The organism is Staphylococcus sp. ZWU0021 (assembly GCF_000798895.1).
Classification (GTDB): Bacteria; Bacillota; Bacilli; order Staphylococcales; family Staphylococcaceae; genus Staphylococcus; species Staphylococcus saprophyticus.
Genome location: NZ_JTLN01000034.1, coordinates 1 through 21,962 on the forward strand (window position 1 = coordinate 1; position 21,962 = coordinate 21,962).

A 21,962-nucleotide genomic window follows, 5' to 3' on the forward strand; every position below is an offset into this window, starting at 1 on the left:
AATTGCTTCCACCGTTGGTGCTGTTTTATCCGTTACTGTAATCGTGAATGTTGTTTCTGTTTCATTATACGTGCTATCTGAAGTAATGATTGTAACTTTATAATCTCCTACTTCTGTTGGAGTTCCACTAATTGTATTTGTCTTTGAATCGAATATTACTCCGTCAGGTAACCCATATACATCGTTTCTCACAGGTTTATCACTATCATCTTTTGCATTTATAGTAATTGTTTCAATCGGCGTTTTCACTTCTTTTTCTTGGTCTGGAATTATTTCCACCGTTGGGGGCGTTGTATCAGATACAATGACACCTGAAGAGTTACTTGTAGAAGGGGCAGCTTTACCTATTTTATTAGTATTAGAAATACTACTTAAATTAGACCCAGACAAATTAATTTTACTTTCAATAAATGTTCCTGCTACAAAAGGTTTGGAGGTTTTGCTGTCAACAACAATTATATATGGTGAGGTTATATTTTTTAGGCTAATTGATATTGTTCCGTCGGTGTTATATACAGGAGTATATTGTGAAGTTACATCTGTTTTATCAACGTATTCAGCACTACCACTCTCATTTAAAGTTGTAGCATCATTTACTTTATAAATAGTAATATTAGTATCGTTCTTATTAAACTGACTTATAGCGTTTGGAGATTTACTATTATCTACATACGGCGTCAATTTAATATTAGCATTATTTATAGAGTAGTTTTTAGCGTTTATCGTATATGTTGTATTATATGGATGATAACCTTCTTTTTTTCCTTCTACTTCAGTTTCTTGAAATACATTTGACGTTGAAGCATCACTACTAAAAGCAATAGTTTTAGTATTTTCAAATATTTGATTCCCAACTTTAAGTTCGAGATTATAATTTCCAGACTTAAGCGTAGTTTTAAAATTAATAATTTGCATAAGTGAGACATTTACTTTTCTATCTTTATACTTTTCTACGTTATCAGTAAATTTAAATATAAAAGAATTTGCCTCTGCATTATATGTACCTTTTGCATAAATATTATTTTGATTTTCACCTAAAAGGATACCATTGTCCCTGTCAGCTGATGTTGGTTTAAGTTCTTTAGGCATTTTCACTTCAAAATAATCGTTTCGCTTCACTTCATTTGGAACATCTAAATCAAAACTGATTGAATATGGCTTACCCTTTGTCCAAGTACCATCTGTATATTTAACATTAGATGTCTTGATTAAATCATTTACATTTTTACCAGTAATAACAGTTGTATCTGCTGCTTCATTCTTCATAGAAGTTACTTGTGCATTTGTCGCAGCTAGACTTCTAATTTTTAAATTAGCTGTTTTCAACTTATTTTCGACTACATTTTTATCATCTGATTTATTTTTTAAATCTTCTAAAGAAATGACTTTACCGCTTTTATTATCAGAACTAATTAATGAACCGCTGTCTGTTTCTTTAGCAGTAATTTGTGCATTATTTTCAGGTACCGAATTATTTGCAGTAGTTACTTGTTCAATTATTTTATCAGCGGTAATTTTATTATTTATTACATTAGATTCTTCAGATTGTTCATTATTTTCAGCAGTATTTTTTTCTGAATTTGTTCCAGTTTTTTCTTTTAGTTCATCTTGTTCGTCAAACTTCGCAATTTTTTGCACTTCGTCTTCATTCTGTTTCTCAGACTTCGCGTTTTCTTTTACTTCATCTTTGTCCTGTTTCTCAGACTTCGCGTTTTCTTTTACTTCATCTTCGCCCTGTTTCTCAGACTTCGCGTTTTCTTTTACTTCATCTTCGTCCTGTTTCTCAGACTTCGCGTTTTCTTTTACTTCATCTTCGTCCTGTTCCTCATACTTCGTGTTTTCGTTTACATCATCTTCATTCTGGACTTTGGATTTCGCGTTTTCTTCTATCTCTTCATTATTATTTTTATTTATTTTCCTATCTGAAGAATTAGTTTCTTCTTGTTTCGCTGAAACTTCTTGATAATTCTCGTTTGTGTTAATATTCTGTTTTTTATCTCGTCCATTTCCTGTGCTTTCAACATCTTGCTCTGAATTTGTTTCTTCTGAACGCTTCTCTTGTTTCTCAACTGATATTTTTCCATTTGTCGTTTCACGTGCTGCTTCTTGAGTTTCCTCGACACGACCGTCTAAATTTTGTGATTGGTTACTGGCAGTCTCTTGCACATTTAAGTCACTATTTGAATTGGTTTCATCCACTTCATCTTTATCATTATTTTTTTCACTATCTGTCATATGTCCAATACTTGATGGAATATTAGCTTTAGCTTCAGCTGCTTCTACTTTAGCGGAATCAACCGCAAAAGATAAGCTCAAACCAATTAAAACCGAACCTGCTCCAAATGTATATTTCCTAATTGAAAATCTTTGTTTCTCAGTATGTTTTCCCATAAACATCACCTTTTTCTAAATATTTATGTATATTACCCTCAATTAAAAAATTTATTTTTATAATGGTACATCCAATTATACACTTTAAGTAAAAAGATACAACCATTTTTTAATGAATTTAGAATAAAAACATTTTAAAAATTTAGAGTATTACTTAGGATTATTAATTTGGCTATCTTCATGTTATTTACCTAAAATTATTTTAATTCATTGGGTCACCTAATACATCATTTATAATACCAGTAATACTTTTCATTAATTTTCCTTTAAATGAGAAAGTCCTTTTTATTCCAGACAAACTTAACCCTAGAGCTATTGTTGTACCGAATATTCCTGAGGCTGCCAATGGGAAAGCTAATGCAACTTTCCCTATTTGCTTTAAAGTTTTTGACGATGTGCTATAACATTTCCATTACCTTTAGTTTAATGTGACTTTTTGTTCTTCAATTTTTTCATTCATCAAGCCATCCCAAATTTGAACAGTTCCATCTTGATCTACAATAAAGGTATATGAACCGTGACCACTCTTATTATTTGCTGCTATTCTCCATAAGCCATCATCTTGTGCTGAAAATTCTGGTTGTTGAAATTTTATAACAGAAGCATCTCCACCATCAGTTTGATTAACAGCTGCTATGACGTAATCAAACACATTATCTCTATTCACTTTCAAATCAGAAAATTCATCTTTATCCACAGTTCTTTCACTACTTCCTTCGTGAACTTTTACTGTTTGACTAACATCATTCTCTTGCGCTTGACTATTATTTTGACTTTCATTCGATTGATTCTCATTATTAGATATTTCACTAACATTATGAGAATTATTGTCGTCATTCTCTTTTTGCTGAGCTTGTAATTTATTTTTCTCTAACTCTACTTCTTGATACTCGTTGTATCCAAAAAATCCAACAGCTGCTAATATGCCAACAATAGCAATTATTGTTATTATACTTAATAATTTTTTCATGATTTATTCATCCTTAAATTTAATAATTGCCACCTTGACCATTGGCGCGTGCTTCAACTTGACCTCTTAAATAACCAATATAATCTCCAGAACCTTCAGCTCTACTATCAACAGCGGCAGCTTCTTCTTCACTCATGCCTTCTTTATATGCATCTAAGAATTCATCATCAGACATGTTTTTAGCATCTTCAGCTGTATATTTAGGTGAACTTTCATCTGTATTTTCTCCATTTGTAGCTCCACCACCAGATTGGGCCATTACACCTTTTTCAAACTCTTCCTCTTCTTCAGGAGAATCAAATTCACCAGTATAATCTACGCCATTCTTAGTTTTTTTAATTTCTTCACCGTCTTCTGTTGTTCGCACTTCATTAGTATTGAGTTCTTCATTCAATTTGGAGATATAAAAATTATGATTGCGGATGACACTGAAGGTTTACCTATAACCCAAGGTAATAATATATCTCTTTGTATCACTTTTGACCACGTAGATGAAACTAAGCATGTGTATAATCAGTTAATAGATAAAGGCAGTGAGGTATTAAAAGCATTTAGTCCAGAGTTCTATACTGAAGGTTATGGTTATGTAAAAGATCCATATGGTATCTCTTTACATTTATTTACGAAGAGAAAAGATTAAACCAAATTTCAATTGTTCTATTACATTTAATGATCCTCATTCTTATAAAAAATCCTCTTACGCATAAAATGAGTAAGAGGATTATATATATACATAACTTATTTTTAGTCTTATTTATAATACTGTCAAAATTTTACTGGTTCTAATAATTCACTGATTTCACCGTTTGGACCTTTAATAATTGTATTTATTACTTCAACTGCAGATTGACGTAGTGGTAGTGATTCATAGCTATTTAATATTTTATAGTGATTGTACTTTTAAATTATCTAATACTTTTTTTATAGGATCTATTGCTAACGCAACGTGTAATACATATCCATTTATATTCTCATCTGTTTCTTTAGTATAGGTTCTTCACTTGTGATTTTTGTATGTTTATCCAATATTTCAAAATATTTATCTTTTTCATTACGTTAATTTTTTCACCCCTTATAAGATAATTTATATAGAAAGAATATCACTTAATGTTTGGGAATACCTTTTTTTGATAATCACTACCTATTTCATAAAAATATGTCTTTTTATCTTCTTCATCATAACCAGGAGTAACACAAAAACATTTAATATTATTCATCTCATCTATATTTGCAACTATTGCCCCATCTAATTTCAATTTCTTTTTTGCAATTTCTGGTCGAAAACAAACATTATACGATTTCTTATCAATAGTTGAAATATAAGCCCATGCATCCTGAATTTCTTCGGGAGGCAAATCAAAAAAGCTTTTTGCAATAAGTTCTGAAGTTTTATATAGGTGCTCTGTACCAATACCCACTTCTCTACTATATTCTTCCCTTAGAAAGTTATTAATCATTTCATGGATAAATATTGCCTTTTTACTTTTTATATTCATTCTTTCATAATTATATTCTCCACCAATTATGTTAACTTTTATATCTTTTATCGCTCTATACTTTATTAACACAAAAAATTTTCCAGGTTCTATTTTTAATTCATTTATACAAATAAGTGGATTTCCAGGAGTAGTATACAATAAGGACTCTCCAATTTTATTTAAGCGTCCAAAGTTTCTCACTAAATTTTCAGGTGGATTCCAAAAATCCTGAGAAGTTTGCATAATTTGATTTAATCTTACATCCTCGTTTAATGTTCTTACTCTAAAAAATTCTGTATTCTTTTGATAAGTCGCTCCATTAACTATATAACTAAAACCACTATCTTCATCACATAAAACGTTAAAAATTTCATTGTTTATATCTTCATAATTCATATTTTTTAAATCTAATTTTCTAAAATTCTTAATTTTATCTTGTAATACATACTCATCTAAACTCTCTAAATTCTTTTCTACCTCTCTGTAATTAGTCATTCTGTACCTCTTTCTACAGCTTTATATTTTTAATACTATCAAGTTATTTTTTAAACAATATATTTAATAACATTTAAATCAATTTTTTGTATTATCATTTATCTTATTTTTATTAATTAAAGTGTTACTTACAAAAGCCAGAATTAAAACCCCATACACCGATACAAAAGCTTTACTTAATATGCTGAAAATCACTTTGCTTTTGTCTATTAAATGATTATTAGTACTTTTCACAACCGATATTCCAATTTCATTTGTTAAATTATCTACTGCATATGCAATTAAAGCAATAAATATACTATATGCATTTTTATTTTCAGTAATATTCAGTATTGCTTCATTTGGTTTTATATCTTGTATACTCGCATTATACAAGGTAAAACCAACTCCAATAACTATAAATAAGAGTAAAGTAGTAATAATAATTTGAACGTAACATAATATCAGATTTAATTGCTGTAAATATTTCACTTCTTCCAAATAATAAATTTTTATCGATATATATTGCCAAAGAATCAATGTTAATAGCATTAATATGTAGAGTTTTATATTAAAATTCTCACTTTGTAACTGTCTTTGCAAAATTTCTATATAAATAATTATTAAAAAGCATGGTATCATAATTTGACCAAACAAAAACCTTGACACAGAATCCATTTCTTTCAAGAATCTTATAAAGATATTTATTATTAAGTAGATCATAAGTGCAATAATTAAAAATCGATATACAATACTAAGTGATGGTATTCTAATAATAAAAATTAAAACGACTATAATAAGGCCAATTAATTTTTCATAAGAGTTTATCAAAAAAATATTTGGTGCTGAAGCAAAAACATCATCTAAAAATGATTTAAATCGAAATTCTTTAATTTTTCTATTTAACAAATTTATATTTTTTAAATAGGTCGAAAAAATCCAAAAACCATAATATAAAATTATCTCTATATTTATAAAAAAGCATACTACTAAATATAACACTATGCCAAATGTTATCAACAATGCGAATCCTCCTATTCAATCCAATAATTTCAACACATATTATATTGCATAAAATCTCTTTTTAGTTTTATTTGTTGTAGGCTCTTCTTATCGGGTAGTGATGCGGTTGTTGTACATAAATGCTTATAATACAAAATGACTGTTAATACTCCTAATCTTTCACTAACTCAACTTTAATAATTGACAATACATCTATTAGATATAAAAGCTTTATACAATCAATCTTCTTAATTGATTCAATATCCATAATACCATGCATTAATCTATTCCTATTAATGTAGTCTGGATCATCTATATCATTATTAATACCATAATATTCCTTTATCAGCTTAACAGTATATTCAATGATAACTTGTTCGATTTCTTCTTCATTATCGAGTATATCTTTATTCAAAATCATATTTATACTTTTATAATTGGCTTCTCTTTCTTCCTGATACGCACTATATATAGTTAAATAATCAATAGATGCTAATGCAAGCATAGCAGTTTCTGTATAACGCTTATTTTCAAAGTTATCTATGATCCTATGGATATAAGAGCTCTTCGGATAGTAAAAATCATTTTCAATGAGATTATTTTTTATGGTCGCGTAATGAGATTTAAAAGTTACATAAATATCTTCATCAGTGATCTTGTCTTTTTCAAGATAAATATCATAGTAATCAGAAAAATATTCTAATTTCATGCTTAGTCTGTATTTCTTACTATATTTAATGAATAACTTTAAACTTTCTTCTAATAAATTTATTGATTCTCGTAACTTACTAAAATCGATATTGGCCGTTATATTATTAATCAAATTTATATGAACTTTGATGCTATCATTTAAAGCACTATTTACTTTCACTATAGTATCTTCTATCAAATTATTTATATTTGATACAGACGTTTGAACATTTCTCATTTTATTCTCAACATTTGATAAATATGGTTTAATACTAACTATACCTAACTGGTGTAATTTCATATTATTCATGACATTCAAATTGTTATTTATCGCTTTTGTTAGTCCATTACTATAATCTAAACAAGACTTAGATATCTTTAATTTATTCTTCTTATTTACCTTCTTGTTAGCATATAAAATCTTATTATACTTTATTAATTTAAATGATTTCACAATAATCACTCCATATTCAATGTTAAACTTTAAAATACAGCATAAAATGATATAGCTATAATAATTTCAAAAAATTCATCACATCGGAATCATCAATTTTATTTTTTATTGGTATCGAATTTAATATTGATGCTCTATGTCGGTAATTTTTGTTGTTCATTCTTGAATCCAATATTGTCAATAATCCTCTATCTTTTGATGTTCTGATCAATCTACCGGTGCCTTGTTTAAATTTCATAATCATCTCTGGTACTAATACTTGTTCACTATCACCCAGTAATTCAATCTTTCTTTGTATTACTGGATCAGGAACTGGAAATGGTAACCTTGCTATTATAAGTGATGTTAAATCTTTCTCTTTCAAATCAATCCCTTCCCAAAACACTCCAGTGCCTAATATTATGCCATGTGTTTTTTTGAAGTTTTGAATGATTTCATTTTGACTTACTTCGCCGTTATCTAAATAAAGACGCTTTTGGATGTTTAGCTTTTTTAACTCACTAGATACTAATAAAATATCTTCTTTGGCCATAAATAAAACCATTGTACCTCCTGAGTTATGTATTGATACATTGTAAATATACTTTGCTATTTCTTTATAGTATTCATTATCTCGCTTATTATGATTTGGCAATTGCGAAGGAATGTATAACCTACTTTCATCATATGGAAACTCATTTTTTTCGACATTTTCATGGTAGCCATTAAATCCTATACTTTCTATTATATAGTAATATCCGTCCATCTCACTAGAATCACTTGTAATCGTTGCTGAAAAGCAAGCAACTATATTATCACCATTAAATAAAGTTTTATTTAATATTTTAGAGGGGTTGCTAGGACAATACGATATTCTAATTTGATTATTAGATAACTTTTCACTCCATATAACATAATCATCATCATTTGTAGCTATAATTTCTAATGCTTTTATAATATTTTCTATTTCATCTAATTCATTATCATTCACTTTTTGTTTTCTAATAAAAGTATCTAAACTTTTTAATTCAAGCATGCTTTTTAACTCTTCTAAATTTTCTATTAACTTATCCAAGTTAATAATATTACTTTTATTAATCTTTATTCTTCCACTATTTATAACTTGATTACTTTCATACATATTGTGAGACTTTATATAAGTTAACTGGCTATTAAACCAACTCTTTAACTCACTCACACATTCAAAATCGTGTTGATTTCCGTTAACCTTATTTATTGCTCTTTTTAAAGTACTAATACAATAAGAAGATTTAATACTTGTAGTGTACGCATCACGCTGGTTTTCTTCCAAATTATGTACTTCATCAATAATAATCATACAAGGATTTTCATAAATTATTCCCTTTTTACCTGTCTTTTTTTTTTATAATGTTGTAAAAGTAGGTTTTGATTAACAATTATTACTTTTGGTTTAGACCCTTTAAGTCTAATATGATTATTTCCTTTTACCATTTGATTTCTCATTTTCAAAAAAGAGCAATCTTTACTATGAATACATTTTTCATATATACATCTATCAGTTCTCATATCATCCCAATCTATCGGTAAATTATTTACTTCTTGCTTAGTCAAACCTCGATTAGCAATATCTAATGCTATATTTAACTTTTCAGATTTTAAATTATCGTGGATTTTTCTAAAACAAGGATAATTTGTAATCCCTTTGCCAACTATACAATCAATATCAAGGTTAAGTATATTTTCTACTTTTTTTATATCACTAGATAATTGTTCAGTTAATTGAATAGTTGAACTAGCAACAATAAGTGGTTTATTAGTAGCCATTGAAATTATAATCCCCGGTATTAAGTAGCCAAATGATTTGCCAATACCTACTTGTGCTTCTACAATAACATTTTCATGCTTTTCAAAAGCTTCACCAACGCTATACATAAGATTCTCTTGACCTTCCCTAGTCTCCATTCCCATTTTACTCATATTTTGTATTGCTTTATCAATTTCTTGATAAATCCTCTGATAATTCACAGACACACCCCAGAACTTAAGTTCTTATATTATACCATAAAAAGAACTTATGTTCCCTGTGAATATTTATATTTCAATAGAGTATAATTAAAAGAAAATGAAGAAATGAGTGATCTGATGAACAGCAATTGGGGGCGTGAATTGCAATCAATAATTGGAAATATGGATACGAAAGATGTAAAAGATGTGATGAATCAAGCAAGTAAACCTTATGAGGAATTAGATAGCAATCACAACAATCGTGATAAAGAAAATTACCCTTTGAATCTCAATGATATAATTAAACTTGAAGTAGAACGTATTTATTACACCCATCATACAGATGACGAAAATATACCAAAAAAATGGGAAGATCATGATTTATTTGTTTCAACTAAAACTAACTTTTCAGCAAATTTCAAAAAGTTTTGTCTTGCACTAGGCATTGATTCTGAAAACTTTAAAATTGGAAAATCTTATGCATTTAAATCTGAAAGTAAATCTGTTATACATGATATATTGTTAAACAACTCTGAGTATATACATTTTTTGAAAAACGGAGTCAATAAAAAAGATTTGGAATATACAAATAAAATTAATGAAAATATTTTTTATTTTATTAAAACTGAAATCACAGACTTTGTTGATTACGAAACGGCAATGACAAATTATTATTTATATTTCTTAGTCAATTCAAACATTGAAGTCGGTATAAAATCTAAAATTATTGATATACTAACAGCGCCAGATGTGAATAATACACAAAAATTAGATTTAATGGATTACTATCTTGATGAATTAGCTGAACTTAGTGACGAAGTTAATTCAAAATTAGCTATATATCAATCTTATAACTACAATGATTATCTAAAGCAAGAGCACCGTGTCCAAATTGATGTAAACCTTGCGAAGTATTTAACTAGCAAAGAAACTCAAGCATCTGCCCCGAAAGACTTAATAATTAGATTATTAAATCAAAGTGAGTTAGTCGAATCTCCAGTGTACACTAAAGAAAATCGCAACAAACTTATCTCTGAATTAAAAAAAGCTTTAAATTATCATTTAAAGAAGGACATCAATGGTAAAAATAACCTTGATGATTCTGAATATTTTTATATCAAGTCAAAATAGTAACCATCATTATAGAAGTGCCGATGAAAATTGGCACTTCTTTTTTTGTCAATATATTTCTTCCAAATTTTTGTCTGGAATTTTCAAGTCTATTTTACAGACTTACTCTTCACACTATTACCTATATAGTTATATATGTATTCGGCCGATACACAAATTAATACATTCGGAGGTAAATAATTATGAAGTACGAAGGTAAATATTTTGTAAAGCACGCACCAAATGTTCCATTTGTCATTATTGGTAAGAATAGCAACGGGAACTTAGTTTATCGTAAGACAGGACCTAATCCAAAGCTTCACAAACATAACTGGAAAGGTGGTAACAACTAATGACTAACAACATCTTCGAGCAATATCCATACTGGGTAAATCCAACTGGATGTTACGAACTTATTCCAGCAAAAAACAAAAATGACGAAGATAAGATAATTCGTTTATCTAGTGCAATCGTCATAGAAAACAAATTTCTCGACCCTACTACAGGGGTTGAGAAATTGACTATCACGGATGGCAAAAATATTGAACGTATTGAAACGTCAGATATTCTAACGACACAAAAGTTACCTAGACTGGTTATGTTTGGGTTCAGCATCAATGAAAAGTACATTAAATCGCTAGGTAATGCACTACAATTAATGCGTCAATCACTGCCCATTTCTACATTGTATACAGGTGTAGGTGTCTTAAGTACTGATGAAGGTACTGTCATTTCATTAGATGAACCATATCTTTCAAAAGACATCGAGCAGTCTCAGGCTGATGAAATCATTTGTGAAACAAAGTATGACTTACAACCTAAAGGTACATTTGAAGGCTGGTGGCAAATGTATTTGCCGTTGTGATATAGGTCAGTGTGATTCAAATTCTATTACATCAACGTCTTAAGCAAGATGCACCACTTCATCGATTATTTCTGACTCATCATAGTCAACTCAAACTTTATAGTACCTATATCATTACACATGTCATTATTCTATTTTGTATATTAGTGCTCATTAGTATAGGAATGCATCAACCTTTAAGTATATGGTTTTACTTGAAATCAATCATCATATTAGTAGTTTACGAGTTTGGTATGGCACTATAAATGTCTTAAGTCATCGTCTATTTATGGCGATCGTGTATGCCATGGTATTAAGTGTGATTTATATATGGATTCAATTATAAAGGAGTGTGATATACATGATAGACATTCAACACGTAGCAAAACATTATAAGAAGAAGCACATTTTCGATTCACTAAATATGACATTTCAGAACAATCTCATCACGATTCTATTAGGTGAAAATGGTGCAGGTAAGTCTACGTTATTACGCTTAATCGCTGGTATTGAAAAGGTCGATGCAGGTAGCATTCAATATTTTGGAAAGGCATTAACTAAACGTCAAATCAGACAATTAGTGGGTTATGTACCACAAGACATCGCATTATTTGAACATATGACTGTCGAAGAGAATATTCAATTTTTCAAATCATTATGTGAACATCCAATAGCAGAAGAGACGATTCAAAGTTATTTAAAACAACTCAATTTTGATGAAACCAAAGCTAAAGTTTCGAAGCTATCTGGTGGTAATAAAAGAAAAATCAATATATTAATCGGACTACTTAGCCAACCTAAGATTTTAATTCTAGACGAACCAACTGTAGGTATTGATTTAGAATCTAGATATGCTATCCATCATTTATTGGAACAATTAAAATCTCAATGTTTAATTATTATGACCACACACCACTTGGATGAAGTTGAAGTATTAGCTGACCACATTAAAATTATCGGTCAAAATCCATTCTATCGACATGTTCTCGAAGACAAAGGGATGACTTATGAAAATGATGAAAATGCGCTCAATTCATAACTTAATAAAAGTGGAAAAGACTTATGAAAAAATTAATGAGTATTTTTATTTTGGTAATTGCTTTGAGTTTAACTGGTTGTAGTCATGAAGATGATTCGAAAAACAAAGAAGACCATCATAAATCTGAAGCTAAAAGTAAAATTGAACGTTTTAAAGAATACGATGATAATACCGAAGCTTATAAAATAGCTCAGAAAAAATATAGTAAATATCAATCTGTGCCAATCCTTGATAAATTAGATCCAATAATGACAGAAAAAACGTTCACTAATGAAAAAGGTATGCAAGGTTGGAAAGACTATAAAAATTAATGGATAAAGTTGAACTTGCTGATTATAAATATACTAAGGAGTCTAAAGGCTCATCTGTTAATGACGTTGACGCATTTTTCAAAGATAAAAAAGGGGTCAAACGACAAAAAATCGACTCAGGTGAAGATGGTATTAAACAAGTAAATTATTGGTATGTCACCGGTTCTAAAGAAAAAGTTCGTGACACAAATTACCCAGAATTTTATACAGAAATTTTAACAAAATACAAAGACGGTAAGTTAGTATATGCATCAGTAGAACCAGGTTTATACCACGTTTCTTTTAAAGATGCTATATCACAAAAAGACGGAGAAAAAATTAAGAAATAAAACGATTTAATATCGCTTAAAAATCCACACCCTGTTTCTTATAGTGTAGCTCAAATGAAATACAAAGCACTTCCAATCACAAATGTTTCCATGTTTCTAGAAAGTAGCAAAGATGACGAACATCCCAACTACTTAGCGTATTATAACTTCTCTCCTTTAATACATGATAAACACAAAAACCATAAAGTCATTAGTGTCAATACTTTACCATTCCAACAAGCTCAAGTTGACTTTGGTAACTGTGCTTATATTGCTATGCAAGAAGGCATGAAAGACACCGAGTAATATAATAAAAATATCCTCAACTTAAATGGATGAACACCATTGAATCTAGAGTGATGATTGATTCACACTTTTCAATATTGTTGATACCACAAGTTGAGGATTTTATATTAATGTTTCTTCATTTAGATTCTTTTTAAAATATAATAATCTACCCTTAGACAAACCGCAGACTTACCCTTACCTTATCCTTCTGCATTCACTTTACCGACTGTTACAGTTGATACATAGCCCTTTTTAACTACAAATTGTAACCTTGTAGCATCACCTTGATAAACATAAATACCATCATCAGGATATTGTGCATCATTACTTGTATGGGGAATATGTTTTAACTTTGATGAATCATATACGTCCTTCATCTGTTGTAATGACACACTTGGATTTGCTACTGAAAATCTCACACTCGATGCTGAATGGGAATCAATAACTGTGATATCTTGATCAAACACTTGCTTGTTATACGTTGATTTTCCATCATCATTTGATACAACTTGGTAACCATTAAATGAAACAGTTCCTTTATCTAGTGATTTTAGAAACGATTCATCAAGTAAAAATTGTGCGTGATTACCGACATTTCCAGATTTTTCAAACTGAATATCATGGATATCAGTATGTACTGATGACATATTTGTTTGATTAGTTTGCGCATATGCTGAACCATTCATCGGTATCACAGTTAAAGTACAAATTAATACGAGACCTGACCATCGAATTAACTTCATATTCATTCTCCTTTACACTAAGTATATTGATACATTTAATGTAACAATAACTTGATAATCGGAGACCTATCTTCCCCAGTTGATGGTTAGCAATGACTGTATGTCTATATGAATTATTTAAAGACTTCTTCAAATTCCTTAATAGACGATTGTCTAAATGGTTCGAAATTAAATGATTTAATTTCATATTGATTATATCTATGTTTATATAAACCGTTATAGATTCCTTTCGCATTATTATCTACAATAATGGCTTTATCTTCTTCTAAGTATTGAATTGTTTCTGGAAGATCTACAGTGATTACATCTGTTTCTAGCGCTAATGCTTCGTATACAACCAATCCTAATCCCTCGTAATTTGATGATAACACAAATGCATCACATTTCGATAATAGTGGGTATGGATTATTCATTCCACCTAAAAGGACGATACTTTCCCTAGCCGATGAATTTCTAACCCTATTAATCGTTTTACTTTTTAGTGGACCATGCGGACAAACTAAAACTAAGAATATATTTTGATTGATTTCATATAAATCTTCGAATGCCTCAATTAATTTATCGTGTCCTTTTTGATAATCATATCGTCCTATATTAATGTAAACCTTAATATTTTCATCATATATAGCATTTAAAAGTTTCACTTTAGAAATTCTAAAGTGATTGTAAAAATCAAATATTGGTTTTTTAGATAACTGATTTTCATTATCTAAAACTGAGTGATTCATATAGTTAGACACTTTTTCAAACTGTTTACCAAATAAATGATCATATTTAGCTGATAAATCTTTTTCTTTTTTTAAAGTTTGATAACTATCTAAAATTAATTTTTCAACTTTTGGAGATAGTTGTTGTCGAGGTTGATTAATTGCATCATTACTCAAATCTTCATTTTCATCGATTTCACTATCTCTATATTGTTCTATTCGATCGTTTAACTCAGGAAAATCAAAGTGCAGTTCGTCTTCTTTATCTTTTAATGTAGGAAGTATAGCTGATACAAAATCTTCAAATGCTAGTTCATATACCAAATCTTCATTATCATTAAATATACCTTGAAGTCTGTGTATAGACTCATTAATCATTTCAATCTCTTTATTAACGACATGAGTTAAATAGTCACTAAGCTTGTATGTTGAGCTGATTTCAATAATTTTATCTATGACTAACTTATAGTTTATATTTTTCTTATTTTTAATTTCATTTAATAGAGTTTGAATTTCATCTTTAAAGTTCTCTAGATGAATTTGGTTCTTAGATTTATATGCATTGTCATTAAAAGAATAATCGACCTTAACACCCTCTAATGATTCAAACAAATCTTCATTACCAAGATTTCGAGTTCTATTTTCTCCTAAGAAATTATTCACAGTTGTCATTTTATGACTAATACCTTTGATATTGTTCACTAGATTCTCTCTTAAATTATTATGTACCAAAACAATCTTATCCACATCTTTATATGCGCCAAATACAATCTTTTTACTAAAATTACGTTTTGCTTTATATTCTTCAAACATATCAGTATGCACCCATATAGCTGTTTTAGCATCTATATGTCTCATCATCTCGGCTTCTTTTCGTTCAAAACCAGTATAATGAATCATCCAATCTATTTTTACATCTCCGAATAATCGTTTGAATTCTTCACTATAGAGTCGTTTTAATTGGTTTTTCCTAGCTTTTGCAGAATAATTTTCATCCCATAAATACTTTTTAACTAACATCCGATCATATAAATTACCATTTAATTCCCCGGTTGTAGGATAAAAAAGTACATTTTCTGGAAGATTTAGCAATCTATAATAGTGGTCTGGTTTCACCTTAGATTTTTCAAAAAAGCATATATAGTTTCGTTGAGAGGTGTCAACATTTTCCAAAGTATTGATAAGTGCCGTCGTTACACCATTATTCCAAAAGCCCCCGCTAAGAATGGCTACAGTTTCTTTTCCGTTGTGTATATCATATTCTATGATTGAATCATCCGTATAATCATTCAATATATTATTAGTTATTTTATAGGCGCCTGCTTGGCTATCGTATTTAGTGAATCTATTTTTCATTTCAGTGTAATCAGTGGTTGGTTCAATTTTATTAATAACCTTTTCTAATTCTTCTAAGGTATCTGTATTAATAAATGGATAATCTGTTAAATCCTCATACATTCCTCTTGTATTGGCGTATTCATCTAAGTCATATGTATATAGAATGACAGGTTTATCCATGTTCAAATAATCGTACATCACTGATGAATAGTCTGTTATTAAAGCGTCTGTAGCAGTTAAGAATTCATATGTTTCAAAGTTTTCTGGGAAGAATCGTATATTTCTATACGTATTTTTTATACTATTTTTTTCTAAATCATGAAGTTTAACAAATAATATAGTATTGTCATCTAAAAATTTATCTAAGTAGTTGAGCATTTTTTCGACTTCTGTTGATTTTTTTACCTTACCTACTGTTCCTCTCCATGTCGGCATGTAACTTATCACTTTTTTATTCTCTAGACCTAAGTTTTTTCTAATAACTTCTCGTAATTCCTGATTATAAAACACGCTATTTCTAGGTGATGGTCCGACAACTACTTTACCTGGATAGATATTTTTTAAATTATGTGAATCTACTAAAACGTCTTTAGTATGTTCATTACTTACAATGATTTTGTCAGCCATGTAGAAGTTTCGTTGGACATTAGCAACATCTACGACTACTTCCATATCTTTCCCCATATTTTTTAATGGTGTACCATGCCAAATAATATAATATTTTTGTCCTTCTCTTTTACTGAAGAATGGATAAAATGTTGTATCATTGATTAAATACTCAGAAACCGCCATCAATTCATAATATTCTTCTGATAAATGTTTCACCATATGAATGTTAGAAATCCCTTTTTCATCAAGCAATTTTTTATGCTTGTCTGGTTTTTTAGAAACGATGAAAATTTTACTTTTTTCAACTTGCTTTTGGATTTCATCAATAAGATAAAAAATATGTCCACCTACCGAATCACCATGAGTGGATTCTAATACAAAATAGTTTTTTTGTATCTTTTTCTTTCTTCGATTCTTTATATAACAAAATTTACCTTTATTCTTTTTGTAATTATCAATCTTTTTTTTATATCTACTTTTTTCAATTTTTTTCTCCTAATATTAAAAATTCAATTCTCTAATATATTTTTTCACATCGTCTTTCATATCTTCGTTTTTTAATGCATATTCAATCGTTGTTTTAACGAAGCCTAGTTTTTCACCGACATCGTAACGATCACCTTCGAAATCGTATGCGTATACTTGGCTTTCGGCGTTCATACGTTCAATTGCATCTGTTAATTGAATTTCGTTACCTGCACCTTCTTCTTGTGTTTCAAGATAATCAAAGATTTCAGGTGTTAGTACATAGCGTCCCATAATCGCTAAATTAGATGGTGCTGTACCTTGTTTTGGTTTTTCTACGAATTTATTAACTTCATAACGTAAACCCGATTTTTCTAATGGATCGATAATACCGTAACGGTGTGTGTCTTCTTCAGCTACTTCTTGAACACCAATTACGGATTTACCTGTTTCATCGTAAACATCCATCAATTGTTTAATTGCTGGTGTGTCTGATTCCACAATGTCATCACCTAATAATACAGCGAATGGTTCATTTCCAATGAATTGACGTGCTGTATGAATGGCATGGCCTAAACCTTTTTGCTCTTTTTGACGAACATAGAAGATGTTAGCTAAATCTGTTGAGTATTGAACCTTTTCTAATAGGTCATTTTTCCCTTTTTCCTGTAATACCATTTCTAATTCTTTTTGGTTATCGAAATGATCTTCAATCGCACGTTTATGCTTACCTGTAACTATAATAATATCTTCAATTCCCGCTGCTACTGCTTCTTCTACTATATATTGGATAGTAGGCTTATCTAAAATAGGTAACATTTCTTTAGGCATCGCCTTAGTTGCTGGTAAAAATCTTGTACCTAGCCCCGCCGCTGGTATTATTGCCTTTTTAATTTTCATAATTTATTTCCTCCCTTTATCATTTAAAATCACTTATAAAAAGCCCAAATTTTTATCAATAGATCTTATACTTAATAATCAATAAAAACTTTCTTAAATATTATACTTGAATAAAAAGACATCTTTTTTAGTATAACAAAATTTAATAGAAAACATAAAGTGACATTTAATACATTTTGAATTTCTTTTAATAATAAAAATGAACTCTATTTACATGAATCTTTGTATTGAGATTACATCTTTAAAATATCCAAATTAAGATTTCTCTGTTTATAACTTATTTAACAGATTAGAGAAAAATTGAATGATAGATTGAATAATTTCCACAATACCGTCCCATATGCGTTGAAGAAGATTTCTATTTTCTTCTGTACTCAAATCTTTGGCTTTATCCTTCCCTTTATTCAATAAATCATCTGAGTTTTTTCAATATTTTTTAATACATCTTTAGCATTTTGTTTAAATGCTTTAGGATCGGAAGTTAAGGCATTAGAGTTTGCCACATTAATCATATTATTATTAATCATTTGAATTTGATTATCTGATAATATCTCTGATAACCCACGCTCATCGAGGACTTTATTAACAGTGTCTTCAACTTGTTGTTGCGTGATTTGTTTATCTTGATTTTGTTTAATATCGGCAAGTTGTTCTTTAATATCTGCTATAGAAGCATTCAAAGCTTCATCTGAATACCCATCTTTACCTTTATTTTCTTCCGAAATTGTACCTAAATCATTCATTTCTTGATTTGAATTTTGAATATCTTCAGTGTTTAGGTCGTTACCTTTTTTTCATAAGATTTATAAATACCTGCTAAAGCACCTTCACCCGTTACTGGTTCTACAGAAGCTATATGTATTTCTGCATTTTTAATTCCTGCCGTAATTGCATCATTTTGATATTGTTCAGATGTCACTTTTGTAATGTTATCTGGTGTATCAATTTTCACATCAACACCTTTACCCCATTTTTTATGTTCAATTATTGCACTTGAATAAATATAACTTAGATTACTGCTGTTTGGGATATAATTACTCACATCATTGACGTTAACATTATAAGTTTCATATTTATCATCAACGCCTAGATCATTCTCAGTTTGTTGTAAATCTTGCCCTTCTAAGTCAGCGCCTTTAATAAAAACAGGTTCATCCCAATCCTCTTTATTATCAGCTGCTTTAACAACTCCTGTTGCTGATAACAATAATGTAGCTACTGCTAAACTAGTTAATGTTTTTTTCATTTTCAATAAACCATCCCTTAAAATATTTCATATATTTATATTAATCGTATCCAATAACATGTTTTTGGATTGTTTCAATCATTTCTGAATCAGCCTGTGTCATATCATATTTATAAATTTGGTTGAATCTTGGATTATAAATACCAATGTAACGTATATTCTCAAAGGTAGGCTTTTGAGATGCCTTACCCATTAAATAATATATCACTAATTGAAGCGTACTGTTTTTCTGTGGTAGTTGTTTTGAAACTTTAAAATCCCACAAAGTATCTTCAGTTAGAAAGTCTCCATCTCCAGTATCAATAATGCTTGTATAACCACCCTCAAATGTGAAACCATCCATTTTAACTTCACCAATTTGATTAAAAAATGAAAGACTTCTGTTTATAAGTGATTTTATATTATTAATTGTGTCTTGATCTGGAATTTTAAATTCTTTAGGCATGCTTCCTGCTCTATATACCATATCGTAATTTACCAATTGACATGCTTTAATAATAGATAGATCATCATTATCATTAATATCTTTTAACAATGATTCGGCTGTTTGTAATTCCCCAGCTAATTTTGCGCCAGTTAACGATATGGCAAATGATTTTTCTTTGTCTTGATTTATAACCATACGAGTAAGGTAGTCTACGACTAAACCAATTGTTTGAGGTGCTATATTTTCATATTTTGTATCTATAAGTGTTTCTGGTTCTAGTTGCTTAACTTCAAATGATTTTATGTTTAAATACCCACCACGGTGTTGTTTAATTTGTGAAATTCTTTGTGTAACACTAACCAATTAAAGACTCCTTTTGATAATAATATTTTTATATTTATGAAGCGTTTGAAGTTTCTTTGTCATTTTCTGAGCTTTTTGATTCTACATCTTGAGATTGTTCATTTTCATAGTTGTTACCATCAGTATTTTCATCATTGTTTTCGTTATTATTTTCTTGTGCTGCATCTGGGTTTTGCTTATCTTCGCTAGATGGTTGTTCTATTTGTTGATTTGGATCCTCACGTTCCTCATTTTGCGAAGCTTCCTCGTTACTATTTTCTTGCTGTTCTTCATTATTTTGTTTTTGATTGGATTCATCATTATTTGTTTCAATGTTCTCTCGGTTTTGGTCAACTTTTGCATCTTTTTTCGTTGATTGTTTACTATCATCACTTGTTTGATTATTCTCTTTTTCATTTTGAGACTGGTTGTTATTTGATGTTGATTGATTTGACTCATTGTCATATCCTTGTTCTTTTTGCCAATAATTACCTACGATGTTTGAAAGTTCTTTATATTTTTGTTCTGGAACATCAGAAGTAGCAGTTTCAAACTCAGGCATTCCTTTTTTGTATACGTAAGTATTGTAAAAATCAGTAGTTGAATTATAGATATCTTTGTCTATATAACCATTTTTAGCTTTTATAGGTCCATCTGGAGAGGTAATAGCACCACCCGTTTTGATAATTTTTCCTGTATTTCTATCTATAATTGCGTGATGCTTAACGGATTCGTTTATCCCACCAAAAGGTGTTTCAATAAAAATTTCATCATTATTACTTTTATCTTTATTGTAAATTAGTTCATCTTTATTTTGAGTGAAATTGAGTATGTCTTCGGAGTTAAAAGCGATAGATTTTGCTTCATCAATTGTTATAGGTTGACTATTTTGGCTATTAGTTTCATTTGTTGTTTTTGCAGCATTAGACTCACCTTGAGATTGATTCTTTGTATTTTGATTGTTTTCTGCTACTTCATCATTTGATTGATTTTCAGTTGCATCTGATTTTTTATCCCTTTCCTGTGTTTGACCATTGTCTTTTTTATGACTATCGTCTGTATTTTGACCACAAGCACTTAAAATAATAAAAGAAGACAAACCTAACATCCCTAATTTTCTAAATTTCATTATTACATCTCCCTTATGTAAGCTTCACTTTCAATGCTACCAAAAAACAAGGTGTTGTAAAATACAATAAAATAAAAATATACTATACTTAATAATATCAATATAAAAACACTGCAATAACAAATGATTAATTTGTTTGTCTGTATTTCCATAACAATTTAAATGTTATAATTATTAATGAATAAATCATTCAAGCCATGTACCTCATTTGGATTGAACAACCAAGCAAGCATATTACTATGTCTAATTTCTGTATTGATTGTGCCTAATATTTCAAACACATTAAAATTATCTACATTTGCTTCAATTTCATTTAATATATCTACATCTTTTAAAAACTCAACTAATAATTTTTCATCATTATCCACCTGAAGTCCACCCTCTAACACAATAATAATTAATTTTGTCTATTATTAAATCTAAATATTTATATGTCTATATTAATCGTTCAAAGTATACCTTATTTGGCTAATGTTTCTTAATATTTAATAAGCGTTGTTTATAACTCATATCATCGCAAATCTTTTTATAATATTTTGTCATACGATTTCTTTCTAGTACTTTGCTTTTAGAATTTTTTAAGTATCATCATTTTTTATTAGAAAAACTTCTATTAGTAATTTCTGAATAAAGATTATCCTCATAACGTAATTCTCTTGTAAAATCTTCAAAAATGATTCTACAGTAGCCTAGATCTTAAAAGAACACCCATTTTCTTATAACTAATTGAAA

General features: G+C 29.2%; 19 protein-coding genes and 4 pseudogenes. 8 read left to right on the forward strand and 15 right to left on the reverse strand.

The window, feature by feature from the left end; all coding sequences use genetic code 11:
- The 3 genes from L987_RS12125 to L987_RS14420 all read right to left on the reverse strand — a co-directional run.
- Positions 1-2,391 (reverse strand): Ig-like domain-containing protein (locus L987_RS12125; protein ID WP_047504999.1); only part of this gene is annotated, 2,391 nt, incomplete at its 3' end.
- 418 nt (positions 2,392-2,809) lie between these two features.
- Entirely contained in the window at positions 2,810-3,361 is a 552-nt protein-coding gene (locus L987_RS14235; protein ID WP_231558604.1) for a hypothetical protein, read from the reverse strand.
- Between the two features lie 19 nt (positions 3,362-3,380).
- The gene (locus L987_RS14420; protein WP_443027615.1) at positions 3,381-3,755 is read right to left on the reverse strand and encodes a hypothetical protein; all 375 of its coding nucleotides are present in this window, start codon (positions 3,753-3,755) and stop codon (positions 3,381-3,383) included.
- Between L987_RS14420 and L987_RS12145 the strand changes: the two are divergent.
- Positions 3,750-4,001 (forward strand): annotated as a pseudogene (locus tag L987_RS12145) (VOC family protein); the annotation flags it as partial. The gene L987_RS14420 and the pseudogene L987_RS12145 sit on opposite strands and share 6 nt — an antisense overlap.
- A gap of 460 nt (positions 4,002-4,461) precedes the next feature.
- Here the strand turns inward: L987_RS12145 and L987_RS12150 are convergent.
- From L987_RS12150 to L987_RS12170, 5 genes are all read right to left on the reverse strand, one after another.
- Positions 4,462-5,334, reverse strand: coding sequence for a hypothetical protein (locus L987_RS12150; protein WP_052191007.1), 873 nt, complete (start codon positions 5,332-5,334; stop codon positions 4,462-4,464).
- 78 nt (positions 5,335-5,412) lie between these two features.
- Complete coding sequence (locus L987_RS12155; protein WP_047505003.1) at positions 5,413-6,336, reverse strand: hypothetical protein; 924 nt, start codon at positions 6,334-6,336, stop codon at positions 5,413-5,415.
- A 151-nt stretch (positions 6,337-6,487) separates the two neighbouring features.
- The gene (locus L987_RS12160; protein WP_047505006.1) at positions 6,488-7,459 is read right to left on the reverse strand and encodes a hypothetical protein; all 972 of its coding nucleotides are present in this window, start codon (positions 7,457-7,459) and stop codon (positions 6,488-6,490) included.
- A gap of 55 nt (positions 7,460-7,514) precedes the next feature.
- Complete coding sequence (locus L987_RS14240) at positions 7,515-8,777, reverse strand: ATP-dependent DNA helicase (protein ID WP_047505011.1); 1,263 nt, start codon at positions 8,775-8,777, stop codon at positions 7,515-7,517.
- A gap of 17 nt (positions 8,778-8,794) precedes the next feature.
- Entirely contained in the window at positions 8,795-9,445 is a 651-nt protein-coding gene (locus L987_RS12170) for a DEAD/DEAH box helicase (RefSeq protein WP_047505014.1), read from the reverse strand.
- 105 nt (positions 9,446-9,550) lie between these two features.
- On the opposite strand from L987_RS12170, the gene L987_RS12175 reads away from it, so the two are divergent.
- The 7 genes and pseudogenes from L987_RS12175 (at position 9,551) to L987_RS14255 (ending at position 13,342) form a co-directional block, all read left to right on the forward strand.
- Complete coding sequence (locus tag L987_RS12175; protein WP_052191009.1) at positions 9,551-10,555, forward strand: hypothetical protein; 1,005 nt, start codon at positions 9,551-9,553, stop codon at positions 10,553-10,555.
- 200 nt (positions 10,556-10,755) lie between these two features.
- Positions 10,756-10,887 (forward strand): annotated as a pseudogene (locus L987_RS13980) (cassette chromosome ssDNA-binding protein); the annotation flags it as partial.
- Positions 10,887-11,390: pseudogene (locus tag L987_RS12180) on the forward strand (DUF927 domain-containing protein); the annotation flags it as partial. The pseudogenes L987_RS13980 and L987_RS12180, both read left to right, overlap by 1 nt.
- Before the next feature lie 349 nt (positions 11,391-11,739).
- Positions 11,740-12,417, forward strand: coding sequence for an ABC transporter ATP-binding protein (locus tag L987_RS12185; RefSeq protein WP_047505020.1), 678 nt, complete (start codon positions 11,740-11,742; stop codon positions 12,415-12,417).
- 23 nt (positions 12,418-12,440) lie between these two features.
- Positions 12,441-12,728: a hypothetical protein gene (locus L987_RS14245; RefSeq protein ID WP_231558605.1), complete on the forward strand. Its 288-nt coding sequence runs from the start codon at positions 12,441-12,443 to the stop codon at positions 12,726-12,728.
- A complete protein-coding gene (locus L987_RS14250) occupies positions 12,728-13,057 on the forward strand; it encodes a hypothetical protein (protein ID WP_231558606.1) in 330 nt (109 codons plus the stop codon). Before L987_RS14245 ends, L987_RS14250 begins: the two co-directional genes overlap by 1 nt.
- Positions 13,058-13,111: 54 nt before the next feature.
- Positions 13,112-13,342: a hypothetical protein gene (locus tag L987_RS14255; protein ID WP_231558607.1), complete on the forward strand. Its 231-nt coding sequence runs from the start codon at positions 13,112-13,114 to the stop codon at positions 13,340-13,342.
- Between the two features lie 182 nt (positions 13,343-13,524).
- Here the strand turns inward: L987_RS14255 and isaB are convergent, their stop codons facing one another.
- The 7 genes and pseudogenes from isaB to L987_RS12225 all read right to left on the reverse strand — a co-directional run bounded on the left by isaB (position 13,525) and on the right by L987_RS12225 (position 21,598).
- A complete protein-coding gene (gene isaB, locus L987_RS12195) occupies positions 13,525-14,067 on the reverse strand; it encodes an immunodominant staphylococcal antigen IsaB family protein (RefSeq protein WP_047505023.1) in 543 nt (180 codons plus the stop codon).
- Between the two features lie 113 nt (positions 14,068-14,180).
- Positions 14,181-17,207, reverse strand: coding sequence for a CDP-glycerol glycerophosphotransferase family protein (locus tag L987_RS12200; RefSeq protein ID WP_081979851.1), 3,027 nt, complete (start codon positions 17,205-17,207; stop codon positions 14,181-14,183).
- 15 nt (positions 17,208-17,222) lie between these two features.
- Positions 17,223-18,089 carry a UTP--glucose-1-phosphate uridylyltransferase GalU gene (galU, locus tag L987_RS12205; protein WP_047505028.1) on the reverse strand — a complete coding sequence of 289 codons (867 nt, stop codon included), beginning with the start codon at positions 18,087-18,089 and terminating at the stop codon, positions 17,223-17,225.
- A gap of 267 nt (positions 18,090-18,356) precedes the next feature.
- A pseudogene (locus tag L987_RS12210) lies at positions 18,357-19,332 on the reverse strand (DUF1002 domain-containing protein).
- 40 nt (positions 19,333-19,372) lie between these two features.
- Positions 19,373-20,122: a hypothetical protein gene (locus L987_RS12215; protein WP_047505030.1), complete on the reverse strand. Its 750-nt coding sequence runs from the start codon at positions 20,120-20,122 to the stop codon at positions 19,373-19,375.
- 34 nt (positions 20,123-20,156) lie between these two features.
- On the reverse strand, positions 20,157-21,230 hold the full coding sequence (locus tag L987_RS12220; RefSeq protein WP_047505032.1) for a hypothetical protein: 1,074 nt from the start codon (positions 21,228-21,230) through the stop codon (positions 20,157-20,159).
- A 158-nt stretch (positions 21,231-21,388) separates the two neighbouring features.
- Positions 21,389-21,598: a PD-(D/E)XK nuclease family protein gene (locus tag L987_RS12225; protein WP_047505035.1), complete on the reverse strand. Its 210-nt coding sequence runs from the start codon at positions 21,596-21,598 to the stop codon at positions 21,389-21,391.
- Positions 21,599-21,962: the final 364 nt, after the last annotated feature.